At 66.1% G+C, this 23,156-nt stretch carries 19 protein-coding genes; 8 read left to right on the forward strand and 11 right to left on the reverse strand.

The window, feature by feature from the left end:
• Nucleotides 1-255: 255 nt before the first annotated feature.
• A complete protein-coding gene (locus DXT74_RS11700) occupies nt 256-918 on the forward strand; it encodes a DUF6348 family protein (protein WP_194428011.1) in 663 nt (220 codons plus the stop codon).
• Between the two features lie 33 nt (nt 919-951).
• On the opposite strand, the gene DXT74_RS11705 is transcribed toward DXT74_RS11700, so the two are convergent.
• The 7 genes from DXT74_RS11705 to DXT74_RS11735 form a co-directional block, all read right to left on the reverse strand.
• On the reverse strand, nt 952-2,295 hold the full coding sequence (locus DXT74_RS11705) for a sigma-54 dependent transcriptional regulator (protein ID WP_194428012.1): 1,344 nt from the start codon (nt 2,293-2,295) through the stop codon (nt 952-954).
• Nucleotides 2,292-4,130, reverse strand: a complete 1,839-nt coding sequence (locus DXT74_RS11710) for an ATP-binding protein (protein ID WP_052370676.1) — start codon at nt 4,128-4,130, stop codon at nt 2,292-2,294. The genes DXT74_RS11705 and DXT74_RS11710 overlap by 4 nt, the downstream gene beginning before the upstream one ends.
• A gap of 27 nt (nt 4,131-4,157) precedes the next feature.
• The gene (locus DXT74_RS11715; protein ID WP_194428013.1) at nt 4,158-4,949 is read right to left on the reverse strand and encodes an ABC transporter ATP-binding protein; all 792 of its coding nucleotides are present in this window, start codon (nt 4,947-4,949) and stop codon (nt 4,158-4,160) included.
• 153 nt (nt 4,950-5,102) lie between these two features.
• Nucleotides 5,103-5,933, reverse strand: a complete 831-nt coding sequence (locus DXT74_RS11720; RefSeq protein ID WP_019101663.1) for an ABC transporter permease — start codon at nt 5,931-5,933, stop codon at nt 5,103-5,105.
• 17 nt (nt 5,934-5,950) lie between these two features.
• Entirely contained in the window at nt 5,951-6,925 is a 975-nt protein-coding gene (locus DXT74_RS11725; protein ID WP_081576264.1) for an ABC transporter substrate-binding protein, read from the reverse strand.
• 255 nt (nt 6,926-7,180) lie between these two features.
• Complete coding sequence (locus DXT74_RS11730) at nt 7,181-7,597, reverse strand: hypothetical protein (RefSeq protein ID WP_043639550.1); 417 nt, start codon at nt 7,595-7,597, stop codon at nt 7,181-7,183.
• 335 nt (nt 7,598-7,932) lie between these two features.
• Nucleotides 7,933-8,976, reverse strand: a complete 1,044-nt coding sequence (locus DXT74_RS11735) for a hypothetical protein (protein WP_194426028.1) — start codon at nt 8,974-8,976, stop codon at nt 7,933-7,935.
• 145 nt (nt 8,977-9,121) lie between these two features.
• On the opposite strand from DXT74_RS11735, the gene DXT74_RS11740 reads away from it, so the two are divergent.
• The 3 genes from DXT74_RS11740 to DXT74_RS11750 all read left to right on the forward strand — a co-directional run bounded on the left by DXT74_RS11740 (nt 9,122) and on the right by DXT74_RS11750 (nt 12,002).
• Complete coding sequence (locus DXT74_RS11740; protein ID WP_231138168.1) at nt 9,122-9,679, forward strand: GNAT family N-acetyltransferase; 558 nt, start codon at nt 9,122-9,124, stop codon at nt 9,677-9,679.
• Nucleotides 9,680-10,025: 346 nt separating this feature from the next.
• Nucleotides 10,026-11,168, forward strand: coding sequence for a hypothetical protein (locus DXT74_RS11745; RefSeq protein ID WP_043639562.1), 1,143 nt, complete (start codon nt 10,026-10,028; stop codon nt 11,166-11,168).
• 36 nt (nt 11,169-11,204) lie between these two features.
• Entirely contained in the window at nt 11,205-12,002 is a 798-nt protein-coding gene (locus DXT74_RS11750; protein WP_052370678.1) for a hypothetical protein, read from the forward strand.
• A 70-nt stretch (nt 12,003-12,072) separates the two neighbouring features.
• Here the strand turns inward: DXT74_RS11750 and DXT74_RS11755 are convergent, their stop codons facing one another.
• The 4 genes from DXT74_RS11755 to ptsP form a co-directional block, all read right to left on the reverse strand.
• Nucleotides 12,073-12,798 (reverse strand): ABC transporter substrate-binding protein, encoded by a 726-nt coding sequence (locus DXT74_RS11755; protein WP_194426029.1) that lies wholly within the window; start codon nt 12,796-12,798, stop codon nt 12,073-12,075.
• A 319-nt stretch (nt 12,799-13,117) separates the two neighbouring features.
• A complete protein-coding gene (locus DXT74_RS11760) occupies nt 13,118-14,797 on the reverse strand; it encodes a PTS fructose transporter subunit IIC (protein ID WP_194426030.1) in 1,680 nt (559 codons plus the stop codon).
• A 103-nt stretch (nt 14,798-14,900) separates the two neighbouring features.
• Nucleotides 14,901-15,848 carry a 1-phosphofructokinase gene (pfkB, locus tag DXT74_RS11765; protein ID WP_043639576.1) on the reverse strand — a complete coding sequence of 316 codons (948 nt, stop codon included), beginning with the start codon at nt 15,846-15,848 and terminating at the stop codon, nt 14,901-14,903.
• Entirely contained in the window at nt 15,845-18,364 is a 2,520-nt protein-coding gene (ptsP, locus tag DXT74_RS11770; RefSeq protein ID WP_194426031.1) for a phosphoenolpyruvate--protein phosphotransferase, read from the reverse strand. Before ptsP ends, pfkB begins: the two co-directional genes overlap by 4 nt.
• A gap of 315 nt (nt 18,365-18,679) precedes the next feature.
• Here ptsP and DXT74_RS11775 point away from each other — a divergent pair, with 315 nt between their 5' ends.
• The 4 genes from DXT74_RS11775 to DXT74_RS11790 all read left to right on the forward strand — a co-directional run bounded on the left by DXT74_RS11775 (nt 18,680) and on the right by DXT74_RS11790 (nt 23,141).
• Nucleotides 18,680-19,660 carry a LacI family DNA-binding transcriptional regulator gene (locus tag DXT74_RS11775; protein ID WP_043590036.1) on the forward strand — a complete coding sequence of 327 codons (981 nt, stop codon included), beginning with the start codon at nt 18,680-18,682 and terminating at the stop codon, nt 19,658-19,660.
• Nucleotides 19,661-19,821: 161 nt separating this feature from the next.
• Entirely contained in the window at nt 19,822-20,799 is a 978-nt protein-coding gene (locus DXT74_RS11780) for a helix-turn-helix domain-containing protein (RefSeq protein WP_043639582.1), read from the forward strand.
• A 163-nt stretch (nt 20,800-20,962) separates the two neighbouring features.
• The gene (locus tag DXT74_RS11785) at nt 20,963-22,186 is read left to right on the forward strand and encodes an MFS transporter (RefSeq protein ID WP_043639585.1); all 1,224 of its coding nucleotides are present in this window, start codon (nt 20,963-20,965) and stop codon (nt 22,184-22,186) included.
• Between the two features lie 61 nt (nt 22,187-22,247).
• Entirely contained in the window at nt 22,248-23,141 is an 894-nt protein-coding gene (locus DXT74_RS11790) for a transporter (RefSeq protein ID WP_194426032.1), read from the forward strand.
• Nucleotides 23,142-23,156: the final 15 nt, after the last annotated feature.

Here is a 23,156-nt window from a genome sequence, read left to right on the forward strand (position 1 = left end):
AACCTATTCAAAGCCTGCTGCGTTTCGTGGAGCGTTGCACGGTGAGTACAAGCTCAAAATGCTCATGCACCCCTCGACCATTCCGCTTTCTCAACGGTTTTCGCCTTGTCTCGCTCTTGCTCGCAGGAGCGTAAACACGTTCTAAAACCGCTGATGCGCCCAGATGGCGGAAGGTGGCCGAGTTTGCGCTAGCGGGCATCGAGGCGGGCGGTGGTACACTGCCGGCCTCGCAACTGAATCAAAAGGATGGCTATTGTGTCTGCCCACACTCCGGAAGCCCAAACCGCCCTGAACCCTACGCCGCTGCTGGCGCAAATATTGGCTGCTCACGGCTTGCCTTGCCAGGAAGCTAAGGGCTGGTTGCTGCCGCACGGCCAGTTGCCGGCTATCGGCGCTCATTGGACGCCGGGGGAGAACAATGGCCGGCTGGATGTCCATGTGCTGTTGGACAACGATATCCGCATGATGGAAAGCTTCGCGGGTCTGGGCGCTGGACAGGAAGGGCTGAACGACGCTCTGGAAAACTTCAGCGCCAACGTGCTGCATGTGCTGTTGGCCGGCCTATGGGGCATCGCCGACGAGGCCCAGGTCACCGAACGACGCTGGGAAATCGCCGGCCGAGAATATATGGCCTACATTGGCAACTTCGGTCTGCGCGGCGGCGCCGAGCGGCTGGAGCAGTCTTTGTTCGAGGCGCTGTTCCGCCAGGCAACCACCGCGCTGCGAGCGGAAACGCTGGGGGGCGACGCGCATTGGTCCCGGCTGTTCTTCTGCAATCTGAACGGCGAGTTCGTCTCCGAGGCGCTGTTGGACAATCAGCGCTGGGAAGCGGGCCAGAGTCTATTGGACGCGCTGCCGTGGCCGGCGGCCCAGGGCTATTACAGTTTGCGCCACTTTATGCTGCTGCGCGCGGTGTGAGGCGGTTGCGGAGTGTAGATCTTGACCACGTTCTCAGGCGCGGTAGCCATCCGGGTCTAGGCCGTGCTTGGCGAACTTGTTGTACAGCGTCTTGCGCGGAATGCCCAGCAGTTCGGCCGCCTGCATCACTTGGCCCTGGGTGCGCAGCAGCGCCTGTTCGATCAATTGTTTCTCGTAGGCGTCCACCCTCGCGTCCAGCGCGCTGGGCGCGTAGGCCGCCGGTTCGCCGCCGTCCGGCGCCACGCCCAGCACATAGCGTTCCGCCGCGTTGCGCAGCTCGCGCACATTGCCCGGCCACGTCTGCGCCTGCAGGCGTCCCAATAAGGCTGGCGGCGTGTCCGGCGCCGGCCGGTTGAAGCGCGCCGCCGCTTGTTCCACAAACCACTGGAACAGGTCCGGAATGTCCTCGCGCCGCTCACGCAGCGGCGGCAGCCGTAGCGACACCACGTTGAGCCGGTAGTAAAGGTCTTCGCGGAAGCGCCGTTCCCGGCTGGCCAGGGCCAGATCGTCCTTGGTGGCGGCCACCACCCGGCAGTCCACCGGGATCAGGCTGTTGGAGCCCAGCCTTTCCACTACACGCTGTTGCAGCACCCGCAAGAGTTTCGCTTGCAGGGCCAGCGGCATGCCTTCGATTTCGTCGAGGAAGAGGGTGCCGCCGCTGGCGTACTCTATCTTGCCGATGCGGCGCTTGAGCGCGCCGGTGAAGGCTCCGGCCTCGTGGCCGAAAATCTCGCTCTCGAAAATGGATTCCGGCAGGCCGGCGCAGTTCAGCGGCACGAAATGACGCTCGCGGCGACGGCTCCAGGCGTGCAGCGCCTGCGCCACCATTTCTTTGCCGGTGCCGGTTTCGCCGTGAATCAGCACATCGGCGTCGGTGTCGGCGATATTGGCCAGCGTTTCGCGCAGCGCCTGCATTGCCGGGCTGCGGCCTATCAACACCGGGCCGTTGCTGCGCGCCAGGCTGGCGCGCAGTTCTCGGTTTTCCAGCGTTAGCCGGCGTTTGTCCAGCGCGCGCTGCACTGTTTCGGTCAAGCGGCCCGGCGCATAGGGCTTCTCGATGAAGTCGTAGGCGCCGGCGCGGGTGGCCGACACCGCCATTGCGATGTCGCCGTGGCCGGTGACCAGGATGACCGGCAGTTCCCGGTCCAGGCTCAGCGCCTGCTCCATCAGTTCCAGGCCGCTGAGTCCCGGCAGGCGGACATCGCTGAGCAGCACCGCGCGCTCGTCCCGCCTTAGCGCGGCCAGCGCGCTTTCGGCATCGGTGAAGGATTGCACCGGCAGGCCGGCCAGCTCCAGCGATTGCAGCGTGGCCATGCGCACGGCCGGGTCGTCTTCAACATAAATTACGCCCACGGGGGCGCTGAGGGTGGGCGTCATGGCGTGGACTCGCAAGGCCAGTTGATGATGAAGCAGGCGCCGCCTTCCGGATGGTTGCCGGCTTCGATGCGTCCGCCGGACTGCTCGACGATCTCCTGCACGATGGCCAGCCCCAGTCCCAGGCCCTGGCCGCGCGGCTTGGTGCTGTAGAAAGGCTCGAACAGGTGAGGCAAATCGGCGTCGGCGATGCCGGGGCCGTGGTCGCGCAGACGGAATTCCAGCATGCCCGCTTTATGCAGCAGGCTGATCTCCAGCCGGCCTTGCGGTTGCGGCCGCATCGCGTCTATGGCGTTGCCCAGCAGATTGGTGAACACCTGTTCCAGGCCGATGGCGTCGCAGGCGATGTCCGGGCAGCGTGGAGGCAGGTCCAGCTCCAGCGCGACCCGAGCTTCGCGCAGCGCCGGCTGCAGCAGCGTCAGCGTGTCTTGCAGCGCGGAGAGCGGATTGGTCTGGCCCAGCGGGCCGCGGTGGCGGCGGGCAAAGGTTTTCAGATCCCGGGTGATGTGGGCGATGCGCTCCACGAGTTGGGAAATCTGACCCAGATTGTCGCTGGCGGCGTCAGGGCGGCCGCGTTGCAGCAGGGTCACCGCGTTGTCGGCGAAGGCGCGCAGCGCCGCCAGAGGCTGGTTGATCTCATGCGCCACCCCTGCCGCCATCTGGCCCAGCGCGGCCAGCTTGCTGGCTTCGGCCAGCTGGCCGCGGGTAATGCGCAGGCTGTTTTCGGTCTGGATGCGCTCGCGGATCTCCGCCGACAACTGAGTGTTGCTCAGCGCCAGGTCGCGGGTTCGCTCCGCCACCTTGCGCTCCAACTGGTCGTGCGCTTGTTGCAGGGCCTGTTGCGCCGCCAGTTGCTCGCGCAGCCGGCGCAGCCTCAGCCGCCAGTAGTGCCATAGCGTCAGCAGGCCCAGTCCGCTGGCCAGCAGCGTGCTCATGATGGCCAGCAGGGTGAGGTTGCGGCCGTGCATGTCCACCAGCAGGGTCAGTGTCCAGCCGGTTTGCGGCAAGGTCTGGCGGATTTGAAGGTAGCGGCCCGCCAGCAGTTTGCGTTCGCTGTCCGGCGCCAGCCAGGCCTGCTGACGCCAGCCTGTGTGGGGCTGCAGCAGCGCGAAGGGGTGCAGTTTGGCGCCCAGGTATTGGCGGGTGGCGTCAATCTGGCGACGGACTGTCGGCGGCAGCGGTTGCAAGGTGGCGAATTTCCAGTCCGGATTGGCGCTGAGAAAGGCCACGCCGTGCCGGTCGCTGACCAGCACCGGCTCGGCGCCCTTGCGCCAGGCTTCTTCCAGCGGCGCCAAGCTGACTTTGACCACCGCCACGCCCACGACGCGGCGGCCGGACAACACCGGCCAGGACAGGAAATAACCTGGCTCGCGGCTGGTGCTGCCTATGCCGTAAAAGCTGCCGGACTGGCCGGCCAGCGCTTGTTGGAAATAGGGGCGGAAGGCGTAGCTGTTGCCGACGAAGCTGTACGGCGACATCCAGTTGCTGGACGCCAGCGCGATGCCGTCCACGTTGACGATGAACAGCGCCGAGGTGCGCGACTGCCGGTTCACTTGCTCCAGATAGCGGTTCAGCGCCTCCACCCGCCGCGGGTTGCGCGGGTCCGCCAGCAGGTTGAGGATGTCCTGGTTCAGCGCCAGCACATAGGGCAGGTAGCGGTACTGCTCCAGCGTGGCGCCTAGATTGGCGGCGTGCATCTCCGCCCGATGCCGGCCCTCGCGCTCCGCTTCGGTCAACAGCATGCGGCTGGCCAAGACCCAGCCGCCGCCCAGCGCCAAGGCCAGCAAGACGAGGGAAGGCAGGCTTTTCAGCAGGAAACGCAACGCGCGTGCGAGCATGGCGGCGGATCGGGAATCGGCGATGCCTCAGTCTACCGCAGCTTGCAGTTCCGCGGCTTCATGGCGTGAATGTTCCTCCATCACCAGCCGGGTCAGCTCCCGCTTCAGGTCGTTGAAACCCGGCGCGCTGGGGTCGCGCGGGCGCGGCAGCTCCACCCGCACGTCGCGCTTGATGGTGCCGGGGCGGTAGGTCATCACCACCACCCGGTCCGCCAGATAGATGGATTCCTCGATGCTGTGGGTGACGAAGATGATGGTCTTGCCGCTCTCCTGCCAGATGCGCAGCAACTCGTCCTGCAAGGAACGCCGCGTCAGCGCGTCCAGCGCGCCGAAGGGTTCGTCCATCAGCATCACCGGAGAATCCAGCGCCAACACCCGCGCGATGGCCACCCGCTGGCGCATGCCGCCGGACAGGTCCTTGGGGAAGCGGTGACGGAAATCGCGCAGGTGCAGCTTGTCCAGCAGCGGCTCCACGGCGGCGCGAATCTCGGCCGGACCGCGCTTCTGGATTTCCAGGCCAAAGCCGATGTTCTGTTCCACCGTCATCCACGGGAACAGCGCGTATTCCTGGAATACCATGCCGCGGTCCGGTCCCGGCGCGGCGACGCGTTGGCCGGTCACCAGGATCTCGCCGCCGCTGGGCGGCGCGAAGCCGGCGATGGCATTGAGCAAGGTGGATTTGCCGCAGCCGGAGGGGCCCAGCAGGCAGACGAACTCGCCGGGCTGGATGTCCAGCTGGATGTCCCGCAAGGCGATCACGTCGCCGCCCGGCGTCTTGAATACTTTTTGCACCTGTTGCACTTCGATCTGGGCGCTCATGCCTTCATCCTTCCATGCCGCGCAGCGCGGCGGTGTGTTTGGCGCCGCTAACAAAACCGAGCAGCGTACCTGGGCCAAGGCGCGCCGACGCAGGTCGTACCGGTGGTACGACAAGGAGGCGCAACGCAGGATCAGGGGTGTTGTTAGCGGTTCTTATTGGTCTATGCCGCGATGCCACTTCAGCAAGCGGTTGTTCAAGCCCTGCATCAGCATGTCGATCAACAGCCCGAGAATGCCAATCGTGACCATGCCGGCGATGACCTTGTCGGTCCAGAAATACTCGCGCGCTTCCATGATGCGGTAGCCGACGCCGCTGTTCACGGCGATCATCTCCGCCACGATCACCACGATGAAGGCGGTGCCCATGCCCACGCGCGCGCCGGTGAAAATGAAGGGCGTGGCCGCAGGCAGGATCACCCGGCGGAACAGGGTTGCGCGGCTGGCGCCCAGGTTGCGCGCGGCGCGGATATAGATGCCGTCCACATTGCGCACGCCGGAGATGGTGTTCATCAGGATGGGGAAGAAAGCCCCGATAGTGATGAGGAACACCGCCGGCGGGTTGCCCAGGCCAAACCACAGGATGGAGAGCGGGGTCCAGGCGATGGGCGGAATTGGCCGCAGGAACTGGATCAAGGGATTGAACGCCCGGTACACCGGGTCGCTGACGCCCATGAACAGCCCCAGCAACAAGCCCAGGCCGCCGCCCAGCGCGAAGCCCAGCACCACACGCCACAGGCTGGCCGCCACGTCGTGGATCAGTTCGCCGGATAGCAGCCAGGACAAGTAGGCGCCGGACGAGGGGTCGTAGGCTTCCAGCGGCTGCCAGTAAGCCAGCCACTTCTGCAACACCGCCAGCGGCGAGGGCAGGATTTGCGGGTTGATCCAACCCAGGCTGGAACTGGCCTGCCAGATCAATACGATGGCGATGGGCACCGCCAGGCTGGACCAGGCTTGGCCCAGCCGGGAAAACACAGTCTGCTGCATGATTGCTCCCGCCGCCGTCAATTAACCTTGAGGTCCTGCTTGGCCTTGCTCAGCAAGTCCAGCTTCACCCAGTCCGCCGCTTTGGGCGGCTTGACCATCTTGCCGATGCCGTACTGCTGCATCATGTCGGTGGTGGTCTGGATGTGGGCCACGCTCAGATCGTAGCTGTACGGGGAGTTGGAAATGGCGTCCTGGAAGTCGTCGGCGCTGATCTGGTTCTTGAACATGTTCTCACGCACGTATTTTTCCGCCAACTTGGGATTTTTGATGAAGGTGTTGGTGGCCTCCACGAAACATTTGATCAGGCGCTCCGCCACGCCGCGGCGTTCCTTGTACATCTTCTCCGTCATCACCAGGGTGCGAATGGGTTCGCCCAGCGGGGTGTCATAGGGCTTCAGCACTTCCACGCCGAAGCCCTTGTTGATGGCTTGGGACGATTGCGGTTCGGATTGACTCATCGCGTCGATCTGCTTGCCCATCAAAGCCTGGTTCAGGTCGGCGAAAGGCATGTAAATCACCTGCACATCCTTGCCCGGCTTGTCGGACCAGCTGAGCTTGTACTTGGCCAGCTCCGCCGCCAGCAGCAACTCCTGCGCGCCGCCGCGCGCCACGCCCACCTTCTTGCCCTTCAGGTCCTTGACGCTCTTGATGCCGCTGTCTTTGGCCGCCACGATGCGCGCGCCGCCCTTGGCGAAGCCGGCCACCGCGAAGATAGGCGCGCCGCCGGCGCGCCCGGCCACTGCCGCGTCCGCCGCGCTGGCGGCGACGTCCACCTCGCCGGCCACGATGGCGGGCATGATGTCGATGCCTTTGGCGAACATGCGTTCTTCAATCTTCAGGTCGTATTTGGGCGCGATTTCCTTCATGTAGCTGATGGCGCCGTAATGGGCGAACTTGAGGTTGCCCAACCTCACCACGTCGGCGGCGAGGGCGGGCAGCGAGAGGCCGCCGCCCAGAGCGGCGAGACAGAGCCAGGTTCGGATGCGTTGCATGGTGTTTCTCCTTTGTGGATAGGGGCCGGGCGGAGCGCGGCGACCTTTTATTTATACGACGTTTGCATTTTTTGGCGCGGCGATGCGGTTCGCTGCTTTGTAGTGGTTCTTATTAGGCAAAGCGCGTGCCAGGATGTTTTTTGCTCAAGTTGTTGATTTTTATGGAGTGGGTTGGCGGGGCGTGGCCGGATTCGGCCTGTGCCGGCCTTGCTTGTGCCAAAACCGGCTCAGGGCTTGTCGGAGAAAACAATGCAGTTATTCAATATCTGTCGGCTGTTTTCTCATCGGCCGGCGCAATGTTTCCTCCCTAAGCTGGATGCGGTCGATGTAGCCGAAGATATCGATAGGGAAGATCAGCACCTGTTCGATCAGGGCGAAGAAACCGGCCCAGTAGCCCTGCTCAGGGCCTTCCGCGGAGAAGTCGACATCGCCGGCGATGCGCGCCAGCAGCGTGTGTTTCGGGACATCGGGATTGTCCTGCACGTATTGGATGAAGTGGCCGGCGTATTCGCGCCCCAGCAGATAGGCCTGGCGATAGTCGTCGGCTGGCGGCACTTGCCAGCAATGCACGCGCGGACTGCCTGGCATGCGCGCGGCGAACGGCAGCTCCTGATAGGGAACCGGCTGGAGGTTGGGACGGTAATGGCGACGGCTTGGGTATTTGACGGACATGCGTGCGCTCCTGTTGATTCGAGGCTGCCGGCGAGGCGGCAGGCTTATGGCAGGCGCATGGCAGGATTGGAGTTCCGGCGCCACGGACCGGCGGGTGCGAACACCCTCCCACCATGGCCTGCCCGTAGTTGGCATGACGGATGGTGCAAGGGCACGGACCGGGCGTTTGCGGCGCGGGGTCCGAGGCGGCGGGGCCAGACTCCAATCTGGGCGCAGCCGGTTGGGGCTGCGCGTTTGCGATTGTGCCTAGCGGGGATGAGGGGGTCAAGGCGACATCGGCCGCCAACGGCGCAAGGTCGCATCTCCCGGTCAGGCCCGGGCGGTGATTCGGCGCTCTAGGCGTAAAACCTCGATTGTCCTTGCCAGGCGCTGGCGACGAAGTCTTGCACATGGTCCAGGAACTTGTCGTGGCGGCCCAGGCGGCTGTCGTCGGCCTGGCGGTTTGCCGGCAGCAGGTAAAGCTGGCCGACGTGACGCACGGGCAGCAGGCCGTCCAACGCCGGCACTGGATCGCCCTGAACGCAGTAATGACGGATATGGGCAGAGGCCGCGCGCGCTTGCTCCAGATCGTTGCCGTGGCGCGTCAGCAGTTCGTTTTGCAGGCCGCGGCCGAACTGGGCGCTGCTGAAGCATTCCGCGTGGACCGGGCGCTGCGGAGTGGACAATTTCATCGCCGCATAGGCGGCCATGCCGCCGCCCAGCGAATGACCGCCGGTGCTGACGATATAGCCGGGTTCGCCGCTGCGCATCAGCGGCAGGCCGGCGGCCAGCGTTTGCAACTTGGCGGTGAGTTGGGCGGCTTGGGCGTAGCAAGCGGGGCGGCCGCCGAAAGCGGCGTTGTCGATATTGGCGCGCCATTGCCGCGCTACGCTGGCCAGGTTTTTCAGGTTGCGTTGAGCCAAGCCGCCCACATCGCGGCCGCTGGTGGTGCCGCCGAACACCAGGCGAATTTCCCCCGCCGCCTTGTTGCGGAACACATAGGCCACCAAGCCGCTTTCCGGGTCCATCAAGCGCGCCTGCTGCGGTTGAAACTCCAGCTTGCCGCCCTTGGCCAGCAGGCGCGCCAGTTCTGCGTCCGGGCTCCACTGGGTGGCGCGCAGGCTGTCCAGGTCCCGGCTGTAGGGGAAGTTGGCGAGCAGCGCGCTGTCCTTGAGCCTTTGACGGGCCGCTTCGGGGTTGAGGTTTTCCAGCGGCTGCTGCACGCAGAGGCCGTCCAGAGGATTGGCGCGCGGCGCGGCGCGCGAGGAGGCCGGGGCGTCCGCGCGGTTTTCTGTTTGTTTGAGCCGTGTCGACATCGCGTTTGGCGCGACACTGGAGCGGACGGGCTCGTCTATCGCCATCGCTTGAGGCGCGGCGGCGCGGGAAGCTTGAATGAGCATGGTGGGCGGACGCGGGTGAAGGTTGATCGCCGGATGCTAATGGGAGGCGGACGGCTTGCCTTGCAGATTTTACTCAGCCGGCGGTTACGATTCCGTGATAATGGCGGGTTCGGGACGAGTCCGCGGTGAGTGGGAAGGGGAAACGATGGATATGGAGACGGAGCGTTTATTGCTGCGCCAATGGAGGGACGAGGATCTGGCGCCCTTCGCCGCCATGGGGAGGGATCCGGAAGTGATGCGTTATTTCCCGGCGTTGTTGAGCGAGGAAGAGAGCGCGGACAGCATGGAGCGCCAACGCGGGTTGATAGCGGAGCGGGGCTGGGGGCTATGGGCGCTGGAGGAGAAAGCGTCCGGCGACTTCGTCGGTTTCGTAGGGTTGGCGGTACCGCGAGCGGAGTTGCCGTGCATGCCCTGCGTGGAGACGGGCTGGCGCCTGCGGCGAGCATCCTGGGGCCGGGGCTACGCCACCGAGGCGGCGCGCCGGGCGCTGGCTTTTGGTTTCGAGATCTTGGGGCTGGACGAAATCGTGTCCTTCACCGCCTTGCCCAATCTGCCGTCGCAAGGCGTGATGCGGAGGCTGGGCATGCGCGATAGCGGCCGGGACTTCGATCATCCCGCCTTGGAGGCCGGGCATCCGCTGCGGCGACACTGTCTGTATCTGTTGTCGGAAGCGGAGTGGCGCGCCGCGGCGCCCGAGGTTTGAGGTTGAGGGAGAAGCGATAGCCGCCGCGAGGCGGCTTTTTTATTGCCTTCGGCATGAGGTGAGGGCTGGCTTTATGCTTGATGAGCGATTTTTGCAATTCACTGGGGAGCCTTGAGCTTAGGCTCTAATCTATTAGAATTTCATTGTTCTCTTATTTTTTGCGGACGGGTGGCAGCCCGGCTCGCGCCTGATGTTTCCGCCCCTGCAACAGCGTGGCTCGGATACGCGGCACGCGTATTTTCGATACGGTTTTCACGGCTGTATCGTCGAGGCGCGGCAGCGCGTAAACCGGCTCTGAAAGAACGACATGTATCCCTCCTGTTTCTAACCCTCATTGGAGTCCGTGATGACCCAAACCTCAGTTCGGCGTTCGCGCTGGCTATGCGGCCTGGCAGCCGCCGGCTTGCTGCTGACGCCGCCGGCGATGGCCGAAACCTTCGTGCCCGACACCCTGTTGAAGTCGGTGCTGTACCACAAGACCAAGAACCATGGCCAAGCCGATCTCAGCGGCGACAAGATTGCCGGGGCGTTTCTGAAAACGCCGGGCTCGGTTTATTCCGAACTCAACCCCCAGCCGCCCATCATCAATTCCATAGAGTGGAATAACGCGCTCAGCGATTTCAATCGCTACCACCGCGTCAATCTGACGCTGGACGATTCGGTGAAACTGTTCGCCAGCGAGATGGGCCTGAACAAAGCCTTGCCGGGCACGGACGTGGACCTCAATCGTCGTCGCGCCGGCTACCGCCAGGACGAGGACAGGCTGGTGCTGGCCAATGCCTTCAAGGCCGGGGTGGACGGAGACATCTTCTACAAGAGCCTGGATGTGTTCGGCTACGCTTACAGCACCATCGCCGCCAAGTTCGCGGTGGCGGCGCAGTTGCTGCGCGACGCGACGCAGAAAGTGCCGGCTGCCAAACAATTGCAGAACGGCATTCGCAAGGAGGTGCTGGACCGCTACCTGAGCAGCGCCACCACTGGCGTGAACAGCCTGTCCGAATACGACAAGCATTACTTGATGAACTTGCTTCACAACGAGGTGCGGCGCACCCGCTTCAACTCGGCCGGTTTCAAAAGCGGTCAGTTTCAGCCCGCCGCCCAGTTCCGCGTGGCGCGGCTGGCGGCGGCCTACCAGGACCGCAAGGGCTATCTGTTCGACTTCCCCTGCGCCAAGGATGGCAAGAATCTCTACCCGGAGAGCAGCGGCAAGCTGTGCTACGCCAATATGACCGACCAGAAGCTGAGCGGCTGGTATCGCCAGCTTTATCAGCAGCAAATGAAGCCGCATCCGCCGTCCGAGCAGGAGAGCAGCGGCTTCCAACGCCTGGCCAAACTGCTGTTGCCGATTGCCCTGCTGATGGAGGGTATGGCGGCGGCGGAGTTTTTCTCCACCTTGGAAGCGTCCGAGTTGGGGGCCGAGGCCGCCTTGACCGAAGAAGAAGTGGCGGCGACCGAGTCCGGTTACCTCAGCCGCTTCTGCCGGATTTGAGCATGATGTTCGAACAATGCGAACAGGAATGAAGACATGACTATGCGTATATTCAAGCAAGCGCGCGCGGCGGCCTGGACGGTTCTGGCGTTGGCGCTGTCCCAGGCGGCGCTGGCCGGCGCGACGGTGGACATCAGCAAGGTGACTGACAAGAACAGCCTGGTGCCGGGCGAACTGGTCAACGCGATGGAGTACCACGTCAACGGCGTCAGCGGCGCGGCCAAGGCCAACCCGCCGTCCTCCTCCAAGTTGAAGAACCTGGCGGCCAAATGGCGTGGGGCCACGGTAGCCCGTTTCGAGTACAGCTACAACGGCGGCACTCGCGTCTATAACGCGATGTCCGGCCAGGACACGGCGGATTTGCTGTACGAGGCCAATTCTGCCGGCCATCGGGCCTATCCCGGCTTCCTGCGGCAGAGCAGCGTGGAGAAAGCGGCCACCAATGTGAACGTGCCCAATGGCAAGCTGTCCGCCACCATAGGCCAGCAGGCCACGGATGCGGAGCTCAAGGCGCTGAAAACCTTTGAGAAGGACATTCTGGATGGCGCGGTGCCGCGTGGCGGGCGCATGGTGGGTTATATCTCGCAGGCGCCGTGCGCGTCTTGCGACAATGTGATCCGCCAGCAGCTGGCCAATCAGACCGATTACGTGTCCGACATCAAGATATCCTATTTGCCCAAGGCGGCGGAGGAGGCGGAGGGCAGCGCGGCGCGCGAGCTGGCGCACGAGTTCAACGGCCGCCGCTTGCAGTCCTTGAAGGACAATGTGATGTCCTTGCGCGGCAATGTGGCGGCCAGGCTGAACGTGGGCGGCGGCACCGCCGGCTGCTTGTAGACAAGATCAGGGCCCAGGCCCGGCTCGTTTCCCGCGGGAGACGGCCGGGCTTTTTCGCGTCCGCCGCCGCTCATTGCGGCCAGTGGTTGTAAATCGTTTGCAGTTTTCCGTTTTGCTGCAGCCGGGCCAGCGCGGCGTTGAATTGAGCGGCGCGGCTGTCGCCCTTGGCGAAGGCGACGAAGCGCGGCATTTCCACCAGCGGTTTGGGCAGGACGCGCACATGCGGCAGCGCGCGCAGCTGGCGGGCGTAGTAGAGCAGTTGACCGCGATCGCCGACGATCAGGTCGATGCGGCCGGCCAGCAGCATCAGCAGCAGTTGTTCGGGGTTGCTGGCGCTGGTGTCGCGCTTGAGCGGCGCTTTATCAAAGGTGGATTCGTAGGCATAGCCGTGAACCTGTCCTATGGTCAGCGGGGCCAGGTCTGCCAGGGTGCTCCAGCTTTGCAGGCTGTTTTGTTTCAATACCATGAAGATGGTGCGGCCAGTGCGTATCGGACCGGCAAGTTCGTACTGGGCGCGCCGCTCGGCGGTGCCTGCGAACTGGAAAGCCATGTCCACATCCCCGTTGCCCAGCATTTGCTTGACGCGCTCCCAGGGGTAGAGGTGCAGTTGGTAGGGAATTCTGGCCTCGGCCATGACCGCCTGGACAATCTCCACGTCCAGCCCCTGAGGTTTGGCGCTGGCTTCGTTCTGGTAGCTGTAGGGCGCGAATTGAATGTCGCCGACAATGCGCCAAGCCTCTGGCTGGGCCGCCCAGGCCGTCCCGCAAAACAGCAGCATGCTCAACACACGCCTCATGGTTTCCCCCGCGTAGCGCCTTTCGTCGGTATAGCCAGCGCGGGGCGGGGCGGCAAGCCGGGCGGTTTTGGCAAGCGTCCCGTGGCGGCCATGCCGATGGCGGAGCCGGGGGACGAACTGCGCATTGATCAGGCGTTCGAGCGCGCATCGGCCTTGGTGTAGAGGGCTTTGGCCGGGTTGGCGCGTCCGTAGTCGGGGGCGTTTCTGTGCTGGTTCGTGATTCGCCTTGCATTGGCGCAACGCCATTGAAACCCGAATTGCAAAGCCCCTCCCGGCGATGACCGGGAGGGGCTCTTGTTTGCTAGATAGCGGGAGAGGCTCAGGCCGCGGCGGCCTGGGCGGGTTTCTTCAAGGCGCGCAGCGCAACCGCGGTGACGGCGGTGCCGGCCAACAGCGCCAGCAGGTAGAGGCCCAGATGGCTGACGGCGTTGGGAATGGGCAGCACGAAGACGCCGCCGTGCGGCACTTTCAGCTCAACTCCGGCTAGCATGGAGATGGCGCCGGCCACGGCGGAGCCCAGCATCAGCGCCGGGATGACTCGCAGCGGATCGCGCGCGGCGAAGGGAATGGCGCCTTCGCTGATGAAGGCCAGGCCCAGCACGCCGGCGGCCTTGCCGGCCTCGCGTTCGTCTGCGCTGAAGCGATCGGCGAACAGCTTGGTGGCCAGCGCGATGCCCAGCGGCGGCGTCATGCCGGCGGCCATGGCCGCGGCCATCGGCGTATACACCTGGCTGGCGATCAAGCCGGTGGAAAAGGCGTAGGCGGCTTTGTTGACAGGGCCGCCCATGTCGAAGGCCATCATCGAACCGATGATGGCGCCCAGCAGCAGCGCGCTGCTGCCTTGCAGGCTTTTCAGCGCCTCGGTCAGCATGCCCAGCAAGGCGGCCACCGGGCCGCCGATCACGTAGATCATCAGCAGGCCCACCAGCAGCGAACCCAATACCGGCAGGATCAGCACTGGCTTTAGACCGTCCAGATTGCGGCCCAGCCGGATTTTTCGGTTCAGCCAGTCTGTGGCGTAGCCGGCGATGAAGCCGGCGATGATGCCGCCGAGGAAGCCCGAGCCCAGGCTGGCGGCCAGCATGCCGCCCACCATGCCGGGCGCGATGCCGGGACGGTTGGCGATGGAGTAAGCGATGTAGCCGGCGAGGATGGGCACCATCAGCGCGAAGGCGGATTTGGCGCCGATCTGGAACAGGGCCCAGGCCAGCGTGCCCTTGTGGGCGTCGTCGAAGGCGTAGATGCCGCCCAGAGCGAAGGCCAGCGCGATCATGATGCCGCCGGCGGTGACGAAGGGCAGCATGAAGGAGACGCCGGTCATCAGGTGCTTGTACGGACCGTTGCGCTCGCTGGCCGGTTTTTCCGGCGCGGCGTCGGCGGTGTCCGGCTGGTGGGGGGCGGCTTCGGCGATGGCGCGGCGCAGCAGCGCCTGGCCGTCGTTGATGGCGGCCTTGGTTCCGCTTTGGAACAGGCGCTTGCCCTTGAAGCGGCTGAGCTCCACCTGGGTGTCGGCGGCGATCAGCACCAGGTCGGCCTCGGCGATCTCGCCGGCGCTGAGCGCGCTTTGCGCGCCCACCGAGCCCTGGGTTTCCACGCGGATGGCGTGGCCCAGCGCCTGAGCCGCCTGGCTCAGGCCTTCCGCCGCCATGAAGGTGTGGGCGATGCCGGTGGGGCAGGAGGTGACGGCGACGATGCGCAAGGCGTCGGTTTGGGGCGAGTTCAGCGCCGCGGCCCGGCGGACGGCCTCGGCCGGATCGGCCAAGGCCTGGTCCAGGCTCAGGCGGAGCGCGGGCAGGCTGTCCAGGCGCGGATCGGCGGCGGCGCCGATCAAGAGCGCGGCCTGGGCCGCGGCGAGTTCGATTGAGGTCAGCGGCGGCGCGCCGTCCAGTTCCAGCTTAAGGGCATGTCCGTGCCGCTGGGCGGCCTGGCGCAGCGCTTCCGCGGCCAGCCGGCCCTGGGTGCTGCGCTCGCCGGCGTCGATGATGGCAATTAGGTTCATGGCGTTGTTTCCCTTGTGTTATTGGTTTGGAGCCGCGAGCAAGCCTGTGATGCCGCGTCGCCTCGGCTCATCCGCCTACGCGAGGCGGATCGTAAGCGGCCTCTTAATCCAGGCTTTGCAGCCGGACTTGAGCCGCCAATGCGCGCACCTGTTCCGGCGGCGGCAGGTGGGGGCCGACGCGCGCCAGTTTGGCGGCGGCGAAGGCAACCGCCAGCCGGGCTTCCGCCTCAAGCTCCAGCCCATCCAGCCGCGCCGCGGCCAGGCCGGCCACCAAGGCGTCGCCGGCTCCCACGGTGCTCAGCGGCTGTTGCGCCGGCAAGGAGGCCAGCAGCGAGCGGTCGCGGCTGGCGAACAGCGCGCCGTCCGCGCCCAGCGATACCACCACTTGTTCCACGCCGCGTTGCAGCAGCCCGCGCGCGCAGGCCAGCACCGCGGCGGTGTCGGGCAGGGCGCGGCCGGCCCAGAGCTCCAGTTCGTGACGATTGGGTTTGACGCAGTGAGGCGGAGCGTCCCCATCCAGAGCCTGGCTCAGCGCTTCTCCGCTGCTGTCCAGCAGCAGCCGCGCGCCCAGAGGCCGCAGCAACCGGCACAGCCGCAGATAGCTGTTGGCGGGCAGGCCGGGCGGCAAGCTGCCGCACAGCGCCACGATGTCGCCGGGGTTCAGCCGGGCGGCCAGCTCGGCGCCCACTTGCTCCAGCTGCGCTTCGCCGGCGGCGATGCCGGGCAGGTTGATGTCGGTGGTGTCGCCGCTGGAGAGGTCGGCCAGCTTGATGTTGACCCGGGTGTCGCCGGGCAGGCGCAGCATGTGGTCGGCGATGCGCTTGTCCAGGAACAATTGTTCGAAGGCTTCGCTGTTGTTGCGGCCCAGCAGGCCGAAAACGCTTACCGGCGCGCCCCAGTCAGCCAGGCAGCTGGCCACGTTGACGCCCTTGCCGCCGGCGTTGCCGCTGGCGCTTTGCGCCAGGTTGACCGCGCCGGGGGTCAGCCGGGCTAGGGCGATGGTTTGGTCCAGCGCCGGATTGAGGGTGACGGTGTGGACGCGGGCGCTCATGTCAGCTCCCGCGCCAGCATGCGCACTTCATCGGCGCTGTCGCAGGCCAGCGCCTGCTGCGCTAGGTCGCGCAGCCGATCGTGGCCGTTGGCGCACAGCTTGGCTTTGACCGCGGCCACGTCGCGGGGGCTCATCGACAGCTCGGCCACGCCCAGGCCGGTCAGCAGCGCGGCGCCGAAGGGATCTCCGGCGATGCCGCCGCACACGCCCACCCAGCGTTGATGGCGGCCGGCGCCGGCCACGGTGTGCTGGATCAGGCGCAGCACGGCGGGATGCAGGCTGTCGGCCTCGGCGGCCAGTTCCGGGTGCTGGCGGTCCATCGCCAGCGTGTACTGGGTGAGGTCGTTGGTGCCGATGGAGAAGAAATCCACGTATTCGGCCAGTTGATCGGCCAGCAGGGCCGCGGCGGGCACTTCCACCATGATGCCGAGAGGCACCGCCGGGGCGTCCAGCTCGCGGCGTATGCCTTCGCACCAGCCCTTGAGCCGGGTGATTTCCTTCAGCGAGGTGATCATCGGGAACATGATGGACAACGGCTGGCCTCCGCGGGCGGCGCGATAGAGCGCGCGCAGCTGAGGTTCCAGCAGATCGCGGCGGCGCAGCAGCAGGCGTGAGCCGCGCATGCCGAGGAAGGGGTTTTCTTCGGCTGGCAGTTTCAGGTAATCCACCTGTTTGTCGCCGCCGATGTCCAGTGCGCGCACGATCAGCGGCCGTCCGTCCAGCGCGTCCAGCATGGCGCTGTAGGTGTGAAACTGCTCGTCTTCGCTTGGAGACTGTTCGCGTTCCAGAAAAAGGAATTCGGTGCGCATCAGGCCCACGCCCTCGGCGCCGGCGTCCAGCGCGGCGGCCACCTGGTCAGGGCGGTTGATGTTGGCGGCGATTTCCACGCGGTGGCCGTCCGGGGTGATGGCCGGGCGCTGCCGTTGTTCCGCCTGCTGCTGCTGGGTGCGCTGCTGGGCCTGCAGCCAATCGCGGGCCGAGGCCAGGTCCTGCTCGCCGGGGTTCAGGTAGAGCCGGCCGCCTACGCCGTCCAGGATGGCCGGCGTGCCGTCGGCGATGTCCAGCAAGGCCGGGCCGCCGGCCACCAGCGCCGGCAACCCCAGGGTGCGGGCCAGGATGGCGGTGTGCGAAGTGGGGCCGCCTTGGGCGGTGGCCAGCGCGCGGATGCGGCCGGTGTCCAGGGTGGCGGTGTCGGAGGGGGTGAGATCGGCGGCCAGCAGAATGCAGTCGTCGCCGTCGATGTCGGCCAGGGTGGCGCTGTTTAGCGCCGGGTCCAGCTGGCGCAGCACGCGGCGGCCCACGTCGCGGAGGTCGGCTGCGCGCGCCGCCAGCAGCGGGTTGCCCAGCGCGGCCAGCCGTTCCGCCATGCGTTCCACCGCTTGGTGCCAGGCCCATTCCACGCCATGGCCGCCCACCATCAGCTGGCAGGTCAGGGTGATCAGATCGGTGTCGGACAACAGTTCGGCCTGGGCGTGGAAAATGCCGGCTTCGGCCTTGCCCAGCCTGCTGGCGGTAGCCGCGGCCAGCTCGGATAGTTCGGCGCGGGTGGCGCTTAGCGCCTCGTGCAGGCGGTCACCGCCTTCTCCCAGCGCCACTGGGCGGTCCGGCACTTTGAGCTGGCCGGCGTGCAGCACGCGCACCACGCCGATGGCGAGGCCGGGGCTGGCGGCGACGCCGGCGATGGACAAGGGATGGCCGGGCGGGATCCAGCCCTGTTGCGCCGCCAGCAGTTGCGCTTTTTGCGCGGCGAGCGCAGCGTCGGTCTGTTCCTGGGCCGAGGCGTCGCGCATCGCGGACAACAGGGCGGCCAGGGCGGCGGCGGCGTCGGGGCCTTGGGCGGATACGGTGACGGTGTCGCCGTGGCGCAGGCCCAGTTGCAACAGGCTGATCAGGTTCTTGGCGTCGGCGGCGTCCTGGCCGTGGCGCACTTGCAGCTGGGCGGCGTGGCGGCGCGCGGCCTCCACCCATTGCGCGGCAGGGCGCGCGTGCAGGCCGTTGGGGTAGTCGACTATCCATTGCGCGCGCTCGGCCAGATCAGCCGCGGCCGCTTCGCCGGCAGCGGCCGGCGGCGTCTCTTCCAGCAAGGCCTGCACCTGGGCGGCGTCCCTTGCGTTGAATAGTTGTTCGAGCCGGACTTCGTCTTGCAGCAGCCGGGTCAAACGGCGCAGCAGGGTGATGTGTTCGTCGGATTGGGCGGCGATGGCGAACAGCAGCCGGGTGCGCTGGCCGGGGTTCCATTCCAGACCGTCCGGAATCTGCACGATGGCGATGCCGGTGCGGCGGATCAACTGGCGGTCTTCCACCATGCCGTGAGGGATGGCCAGGCCGTTGCCCAGAAAGGTGTTGGCCACCGCTTCGCGTCGCAGCAGGCTGTCGATGTAGGCAGGGTCTATGCAGCCGGCGTCGGCCAGCAACTGCCCGGCCAGGCGGATGGCCGCCTCTTTGTCGGCGGGCTGACAGCCCAGCCGGATCAGTTCTGGCTGGATCAGGGAGGAGGGCGATCCGGTATCGTGCATGTCGGTCTCTTCTGTCGGTTCAGGTAGCTGCGGGGTGTTTGTAACCTCTTCGAGTTCCGCCGCGCGGCCGGGGGCCGGCGCGGAGTCGAACAGGCTCTGTATAGCGGATCGGCTCGCGCCCGCCAGCTGTCTTTGCGGAGGGGGGCCGTTCGTGTGTTGAGTGAATTGAAAACGATTACATTTTTACTGTCAACATGCTCGTAGCACTGGCGCTACATCTTTGTGCTGTCTCAAGCGACAGTGTTGTAAAATTACGCTTTGGGGGTATGCTTGCGTAAACGTAATTCCGATTATGGCGAGAGAAAACGATTTCATATGACGGTCAGCATCAAAGATGTGGCGCAGGCGGCCGGCGTGTCGGTGGCCACCGTGTCGCGGGCTCTGGCCAAGGGCCCGGTCAGCGCGGCGTTGAAGGCCAAGGTGGAGGCGGCTATAGCCGCCACCGGTTATCGCCCCAATCTGTCGGCGCGGCGCCTGCGCTCGCGGCACAGCGACACCATCGGCCTGATCGTGTCCGATATCCGCAACCCCTTCTTCACCGCGGTCAGCCGCGCGGTGGAGGATGTGGCCTACCAGGCCGGCATGCGGGTGATTCTGTGCAACACCGACGAGAACCCGGACAAGGAGGCGATGTACCTCAGGTTGATGCAGGAGGAGCGCGTCACCGGGGTGATCTTCGCGGCCACCCGCGCCACGGCTGAGACGCTGGACGCCGAGGCGCTGGGTTTTCCCGTGGTGTTGATCGACCGGGCCGCGCCCGGCGGCGCGGCCGACGCGGTGGTGCTGGACAACGCCGCCGCCGCCGGCCTGTTGGTCAGCCATTTGCGCGAGCAGGGCCATAGCCGCATCGGCGGGTTGTTCGGCAATACCAGCAGCACCGGAGCGGAACGGCACGCGGGCTTCGCCGCCGCGTTGGCGGAGGCCGGGCTGGCCGCGCCGGCGCGTTTCGTCGCGCCCACGGCCGAGGCGGCGCAGCAGGCGGTGTCCGCCTGGCTGGCCGAGGCCGAGGCGCCACGGGCGCTGGTGATCAGCAACGGCCTGCTGCTGCTGGGCGCGATGCGCGCGGTGCGCGCGCTGGGCCTGGAACTGCCGCGGCAGCTGGCGCTGGCCGGTTTCGACAACGACAGTTGGACGGAGCTGGCCGGACCGGGGCTGACGGTGATAGAGCAGCCGGTGGACGAGATCGGCCGCGCGGCGATGGCGATGTTGCTGGAGCGCCTGGAGCAGCCGCAGCGCTCAACGCGCAAAGTGGTGCTGACCGGCCGGCTAGTGGTCCGGGGCTCCAGCTTGGCCTAGCGCTGGCTTCAGCCGCTGTGGCGGAGGCGAGACAGGGGCGCGCCCGGCCCGGCCGGGGGCCGCGGGTTTGATTTTTAATGTATTAAATGTTGTGCCATGATTTGCCGATGCCGTTTCAGCCATCGCCGCCCAGTCGGGCGGCCGCTAGGAGGAGGCCTGTCATGGATACGCGTTTCACCGGCGACATTCACCTTTCCACCCGCCAGGCGGCGGACGGCGACAAGCTGGATTTTTGGCTGAGCGAGGTGGACCGCTTACTGGTCCGGGTGGAGTGCGACCGCCGCCCGGAAGAGCGGCTGGAGGCTTCGCTGGACTGGCAGGACTTCGGCTTGCTGCGCATGGCCACGATACGCGCCAACCAGCACGCGGTGACGCGCAGCGGGCATAGCCTGAGCCGGGACGGCCGGGACTCCATCTTTGCCTGCCTGATGCTGCAGGGCGAGGGCTTCAGCCATCAGGGCGTGGAGTGCGCCCGCCACGGCCCGGGCGACGTGGTGTTGTACGATACCGCGCGCCCTTACGGCCACGGCTTTCCGGCCGATATGGCGATGGCGGTGCTGGATATTCCGCGGCCCTTGTTCCAGGAGCAGGTGGGCGTGTGGAACGAGCGCGGTCTGGTGCGCATTGAACGCGCCGCAGGCATGGACGCCTTGGCGGCCCACCGCTTGCTGAGCGGCGGCGCGGCCGCGCGGCGGCATTTGGCCAGCCAGTTGCTGGAGTGGCTGCACTCCTTGTGGAGCGCGCGTCAGGGTTTGCCTGCTTCCCGATCCACTTTGTGCAGTCTGTGGCGGGCAAAGGCCTATATCGAACGGCATCTGGCCGAGGACGATCTGGACTGCGAACGCATCAGCCGCGCGGTGGGGGTGTCCGCGCGCCAATTGGCCCGCATCTTCGAACAGGAAGGCGAATCGGTGACGCGCCATCTGTGGGGCCGTCGGCTGGAACGTTGCCGGGTCGACCTGGCCGATCCGGCCTTGCGCCACCTATCGGTCAGCGAACTGGCTTTCCGTTGGGGCTTCAACCACATTGCCCATTTCTGTCGAAGCTATAAACGCCGCTACGGTGAAACACCGAGCCAGACCCGGGCCGAAGCCTTGGCCGCGCGCGTCCTTTCCAGACAACAAGACTGTCCTCATTAGGCAAATTTCACGCTCTCCCCATCGTTAGAGTGGACGGGTCCGCCGCGCTTCCGGGCATGGCTGACGCCCACCTAATAAAGAGGAGACATCATCATGCACACACAAATGGGCGGTTCGCCGCCGGGCGGCCGCGCGCGCGCCGCTGGCGAAAGAGAGGCCCGCCATGCGCCTCTCCTATGAAAACAAATTGCTGGCCATCCTGGCGCTAAGCTTCGGTTTCGTGTTTTTCGATCGGCTGGCGCTGTCCTTTCTCTTTCCCTTCATGGCGGCCGAACTGCGCTTGACTCCCGCGCATCTGGGCATGCTGGCGTCGGCCTTGGCGCTGACTTGGTCCTTGTCCGGCCTAGGTCTGGGGGCCTGGTCGGACCGGCGCGGCGTGAAAAAGCCGATGCTGGTGGCCGCGGTGCTGGCGTTCTCGTTGTTTTCCGCCGCTTCCGGCCTGGTGGCCGGTTTCCTGTCCTTGCTGCTGTTCCGCGCGCTGATGGGGGTGGCGGAAGGGCCGGTGCTGCCCATTTCCCAATCGCTGCTGGCGGCGGCGTCCACGCCGGCGAGGCGCGGTTTCAATATGGGCATCGTCAACGGCTCGGCGCCGGGCCTGCTGGGCGCTGTGCTGGGCCCGCCGCTGCTGGTGGCGCTGGCCGAGACCCACGGCTGGCGCGCCGCCTTCTACCTGTCCTGTCTGCCCGGGCTGCTGATCGCCTGGCTGGTTTGGCGGCATGTGCGCGAGCCGGCGCCCGCGCCGATGCCGGCAGGCCGGGGCGGCGGCTTCGTCTCGTTGCTGGGCGAGCGCAACATTCTGCTGTGCGTGCTGATCGCCTGCAGCTACATCACCTGGTTCATCATCCTGATCTCCTTCACGCCCACCTTTCTGATTCAGGTCAAGGGCATGAGCCCGCAGGCGATGGGAGCGGTGATGAGCAGCCTGGGCTTCGCCTGGGTGGCGTGGGGCGCGCTGGTGCCGGCGATTTCCGACCGCATCGGCCGCAAGCCGGCGATGGTGGGGTTTTCCTTGATCGCCGCCTGCTGCCCCTTGGTGTTGCTCAACGTGGACCGCATGGCCTGGCTGCTGCCGCTGGTGTTTCTCAGCTACACCGGCTTGGGCTGCTTCACCCTGTTCATGGCCACGATTCCGGCGGAAACGGTGTCGCCGCGGCGCATCGCCACCGCGCTGGGCATGATCATGGGAGTGGGCGAACTGGCCGGAGGCTTTGTCGCGCCCACGGTGGCCGGCTTCGCCGCGGACCGCTACGGCCTGTCCATTGTGATGTGGATCGCCATGGCGGGCGCCCTGTTGCCGGCGCTGCTGTCCTTGGGCCTGCGCGAAACCGCGCCGTTGCGGCTGAAGCCGAGCGGGGCCGTGCCGGAAGCCGACCGGGCGCCGACCTGAGCGCCATTCTCATTGCGCGTCCCGCTGCGCCGGGACGCCGCACTCCCTGACGGAGAACATCATGCACAAGACTTTGATCAATACGCTGGCCGGGCTGTCGGCGGCGTTGGCCTGTGTAACGGCTCAGGCCACTCAGTCCGGCGCGGACACCATCGGCGCCGGCGCCGAGGGTTTTCTTGCCGGCGCGCTGCCGCCGGCCGGTTGGTACGGCGTGTTCTATTACACCCATTATCAGGCTAAGCGTTTCAACGACGATGCCGGCAACGCTTCCGTGCCGGGCTTCAAACTGCAGGCCGACGTGTTGGTGCCGCGGCTGCTGTATATGTCCGACCGGACCTTGTGGGGCGGGCGCTTGGGCGGTTTCGCGCTGGCGCCGCTGCCCAGCTTGAGCCTGGACGCGGGCGGTGAGCATGAGCGCCGCAGCGGTCTGGGCGACGCGGTGCTGGGGCCGGTGCTGGCCTGGGGCGACGCCGGGCCGCTGCATACGGTCTTGGCGGCCGACATCGTGCTGCCCACCGGCAGTTATGATCGCGATCGGATGTTGAACCTGGGGGCCAATCATTACTCGCTGCGGCCGGTGTTCGCCTTTTCCTATCTGCCGGCGTCCGGCTGGGAGCTCTCGTCCAAGATCAGCTACACCTTCAACGGCAAGAACCGGGACATCGATTACCAGTCCGGCCAGCAGTTCCATTTCGACTACTCGCTGAGCTACGCGGCCGGCCCGGCCTGGCGGCTGGGGCTGAACGGCTATTTCATCAAGCAGACCACGGATGATACCCAGCATGGTCAGGCGGTGGCGGGCAACGGCTTTCGCGGCCAGGCTTTCGCCATCGGCCCGGCGCTGCGCTATCAGTTCGACAAGGCCGGCTTGGAGCTGAGGTGGCTGAAGGAGTTCGAAGTGCGAAACCGGCCGGAGGGCGATGCCTTGTGGCTCAAGCTGGTGTTGCCTTTGTAGCGGAAGGGATTGATG

Origin of the sequence: Chromobacterium sp. Rain0013 (assembly GCF_015291765.1) — a bacterium.
In the GTDB taxonomy this organism is placed as follows: domain Bacteria; phylum Pseudomonadota; class Gammaproteobacteria; order Burkholderiales; family Chromobacteriaceae; genus Chromobacterium; species Chromobacterium haemolyticum.

Coding starts and splice junctions, on each gene's coding strand:
- DXT74_RS11705 (WP_194428012.1), bottom strand. CDS start 2,295: ATGACGCCCACCCTCAGCGCCCCCGTGGGCGTAATTTATGTTGAAGAC.
- DXT74_RS11710 (WP_052370676.1), bottom strand. CDS start 4,130: ATGCTCGCACGCGCGTTGCGTTTCCTGCTGAAAAGCCTGCCTTCCCTC.
- DXT74_RS11715 (WP_194428013.1), bottom strand. CDS start 4,949: ATGAGCGCCCAGATCGAAGTGCAACAGGTGCAAAAAGTATTCAAGACG.
- DXT74_RS11720 (WP_019101663.1), bottom strand. CDS start 5,933: ATGCAGCAGACTGTGTTTTCCCGGCTGGGCCAAGCCTGGTCCAGCCTG.
- DXT74_RS11725 (WP_081576264.1), bottom strand. CDS start 6,925: ATGCAACGCATCCGAACCTGGCTCTGTCTCGCCGCTCTGGGCGGCGGC.
- DXT74_RS11730 (WP_043639550.1), bottom strand. CDS start 7,597: ATGTCCGTCAAATACCCAAGCCGTCGCCATTACCGTCCCAACCTCCAG.
- DXT74_RS11735 (WP_194426028.1), bottom strand. CDS start 8,976: ATGCTCATTCAAGCTTCCCGCGCCGCCGCGCCTCAAGCGATGGCGATA.
- DXT74_RS11740 (WP_231138168.1), top strand. CDS start 9,122: ATGGATATGGAGACGGAGCGTTTATTGCTGCGCCAATGGAGGGACGAG.
- DXT74_RS11745 (WP_043639562.1), top strand. CDS start 10,026: ATGACCCAAACCTCAGTTCGGCGTTCGCGCTGGCTATGCGGCCTGGCA.
- DXT74_RS11750 (WP_052370678.1), top strand. CDS start 11,205: ATGACTATGCGTATATTCAAGCAAGCGCGCGCGGCGGCCTGGACGGTT.
- DXT74_RS11755 (WP_194426029.1), bottom strand. CDS start 12,798: ATGAGGCGTGTGTTGAGCATGCTGCTGTTTTGCGGGACGGCCTGGGCG.
- DXT74_RS11760 (WP_194426030.1), bottom strand. CDS start 14,797: ATGAACCTAATTGCCATCATCGACGCCGGCGAGCGCAGCACCCAGGGC.
- pfkB (WP_043639576.1), bottom strand. CDS start 15,848: ATGAGCGCCCGCGTCCACACCGTCACCCTCAATCCGGCGCTGGACCAA.
- ptsP (WP_194426031.1), bottom strand. CDS start 18,364: ATGCACGATACCGGATCGCCCTCCTCCCTGATCCAGCCAGAACTGATC.
- DXT74_RS11775 (WP_043590036.1), top strand. CDS start 18,680: ATGACGGTCAGCATCAAAGATGTGGCGCAGGCGGCCGGCGTGTCGGTG.
- DXT74_RS11780 (WP_043639582.1), top strand. CDS start 19,822: ATGGATACGCGTTTCACCGGCGACATTCACCTTTCCACCCGCCAGGCG.
- DXT74_RS11785 (WP_043639585.1), top strand. CDS start 20,963: ATGCGCCTCTCCTATGAAAACAAATTGCTGGCCATCCTGGCGCTAAGC.
- DXT74_RS11790 (WP_194426032.1), top strand. CDS start 22,248: ATGCACAAGACTTTGATCAATACGCTGGCCGGGCTGTCGGCGGCGTTG.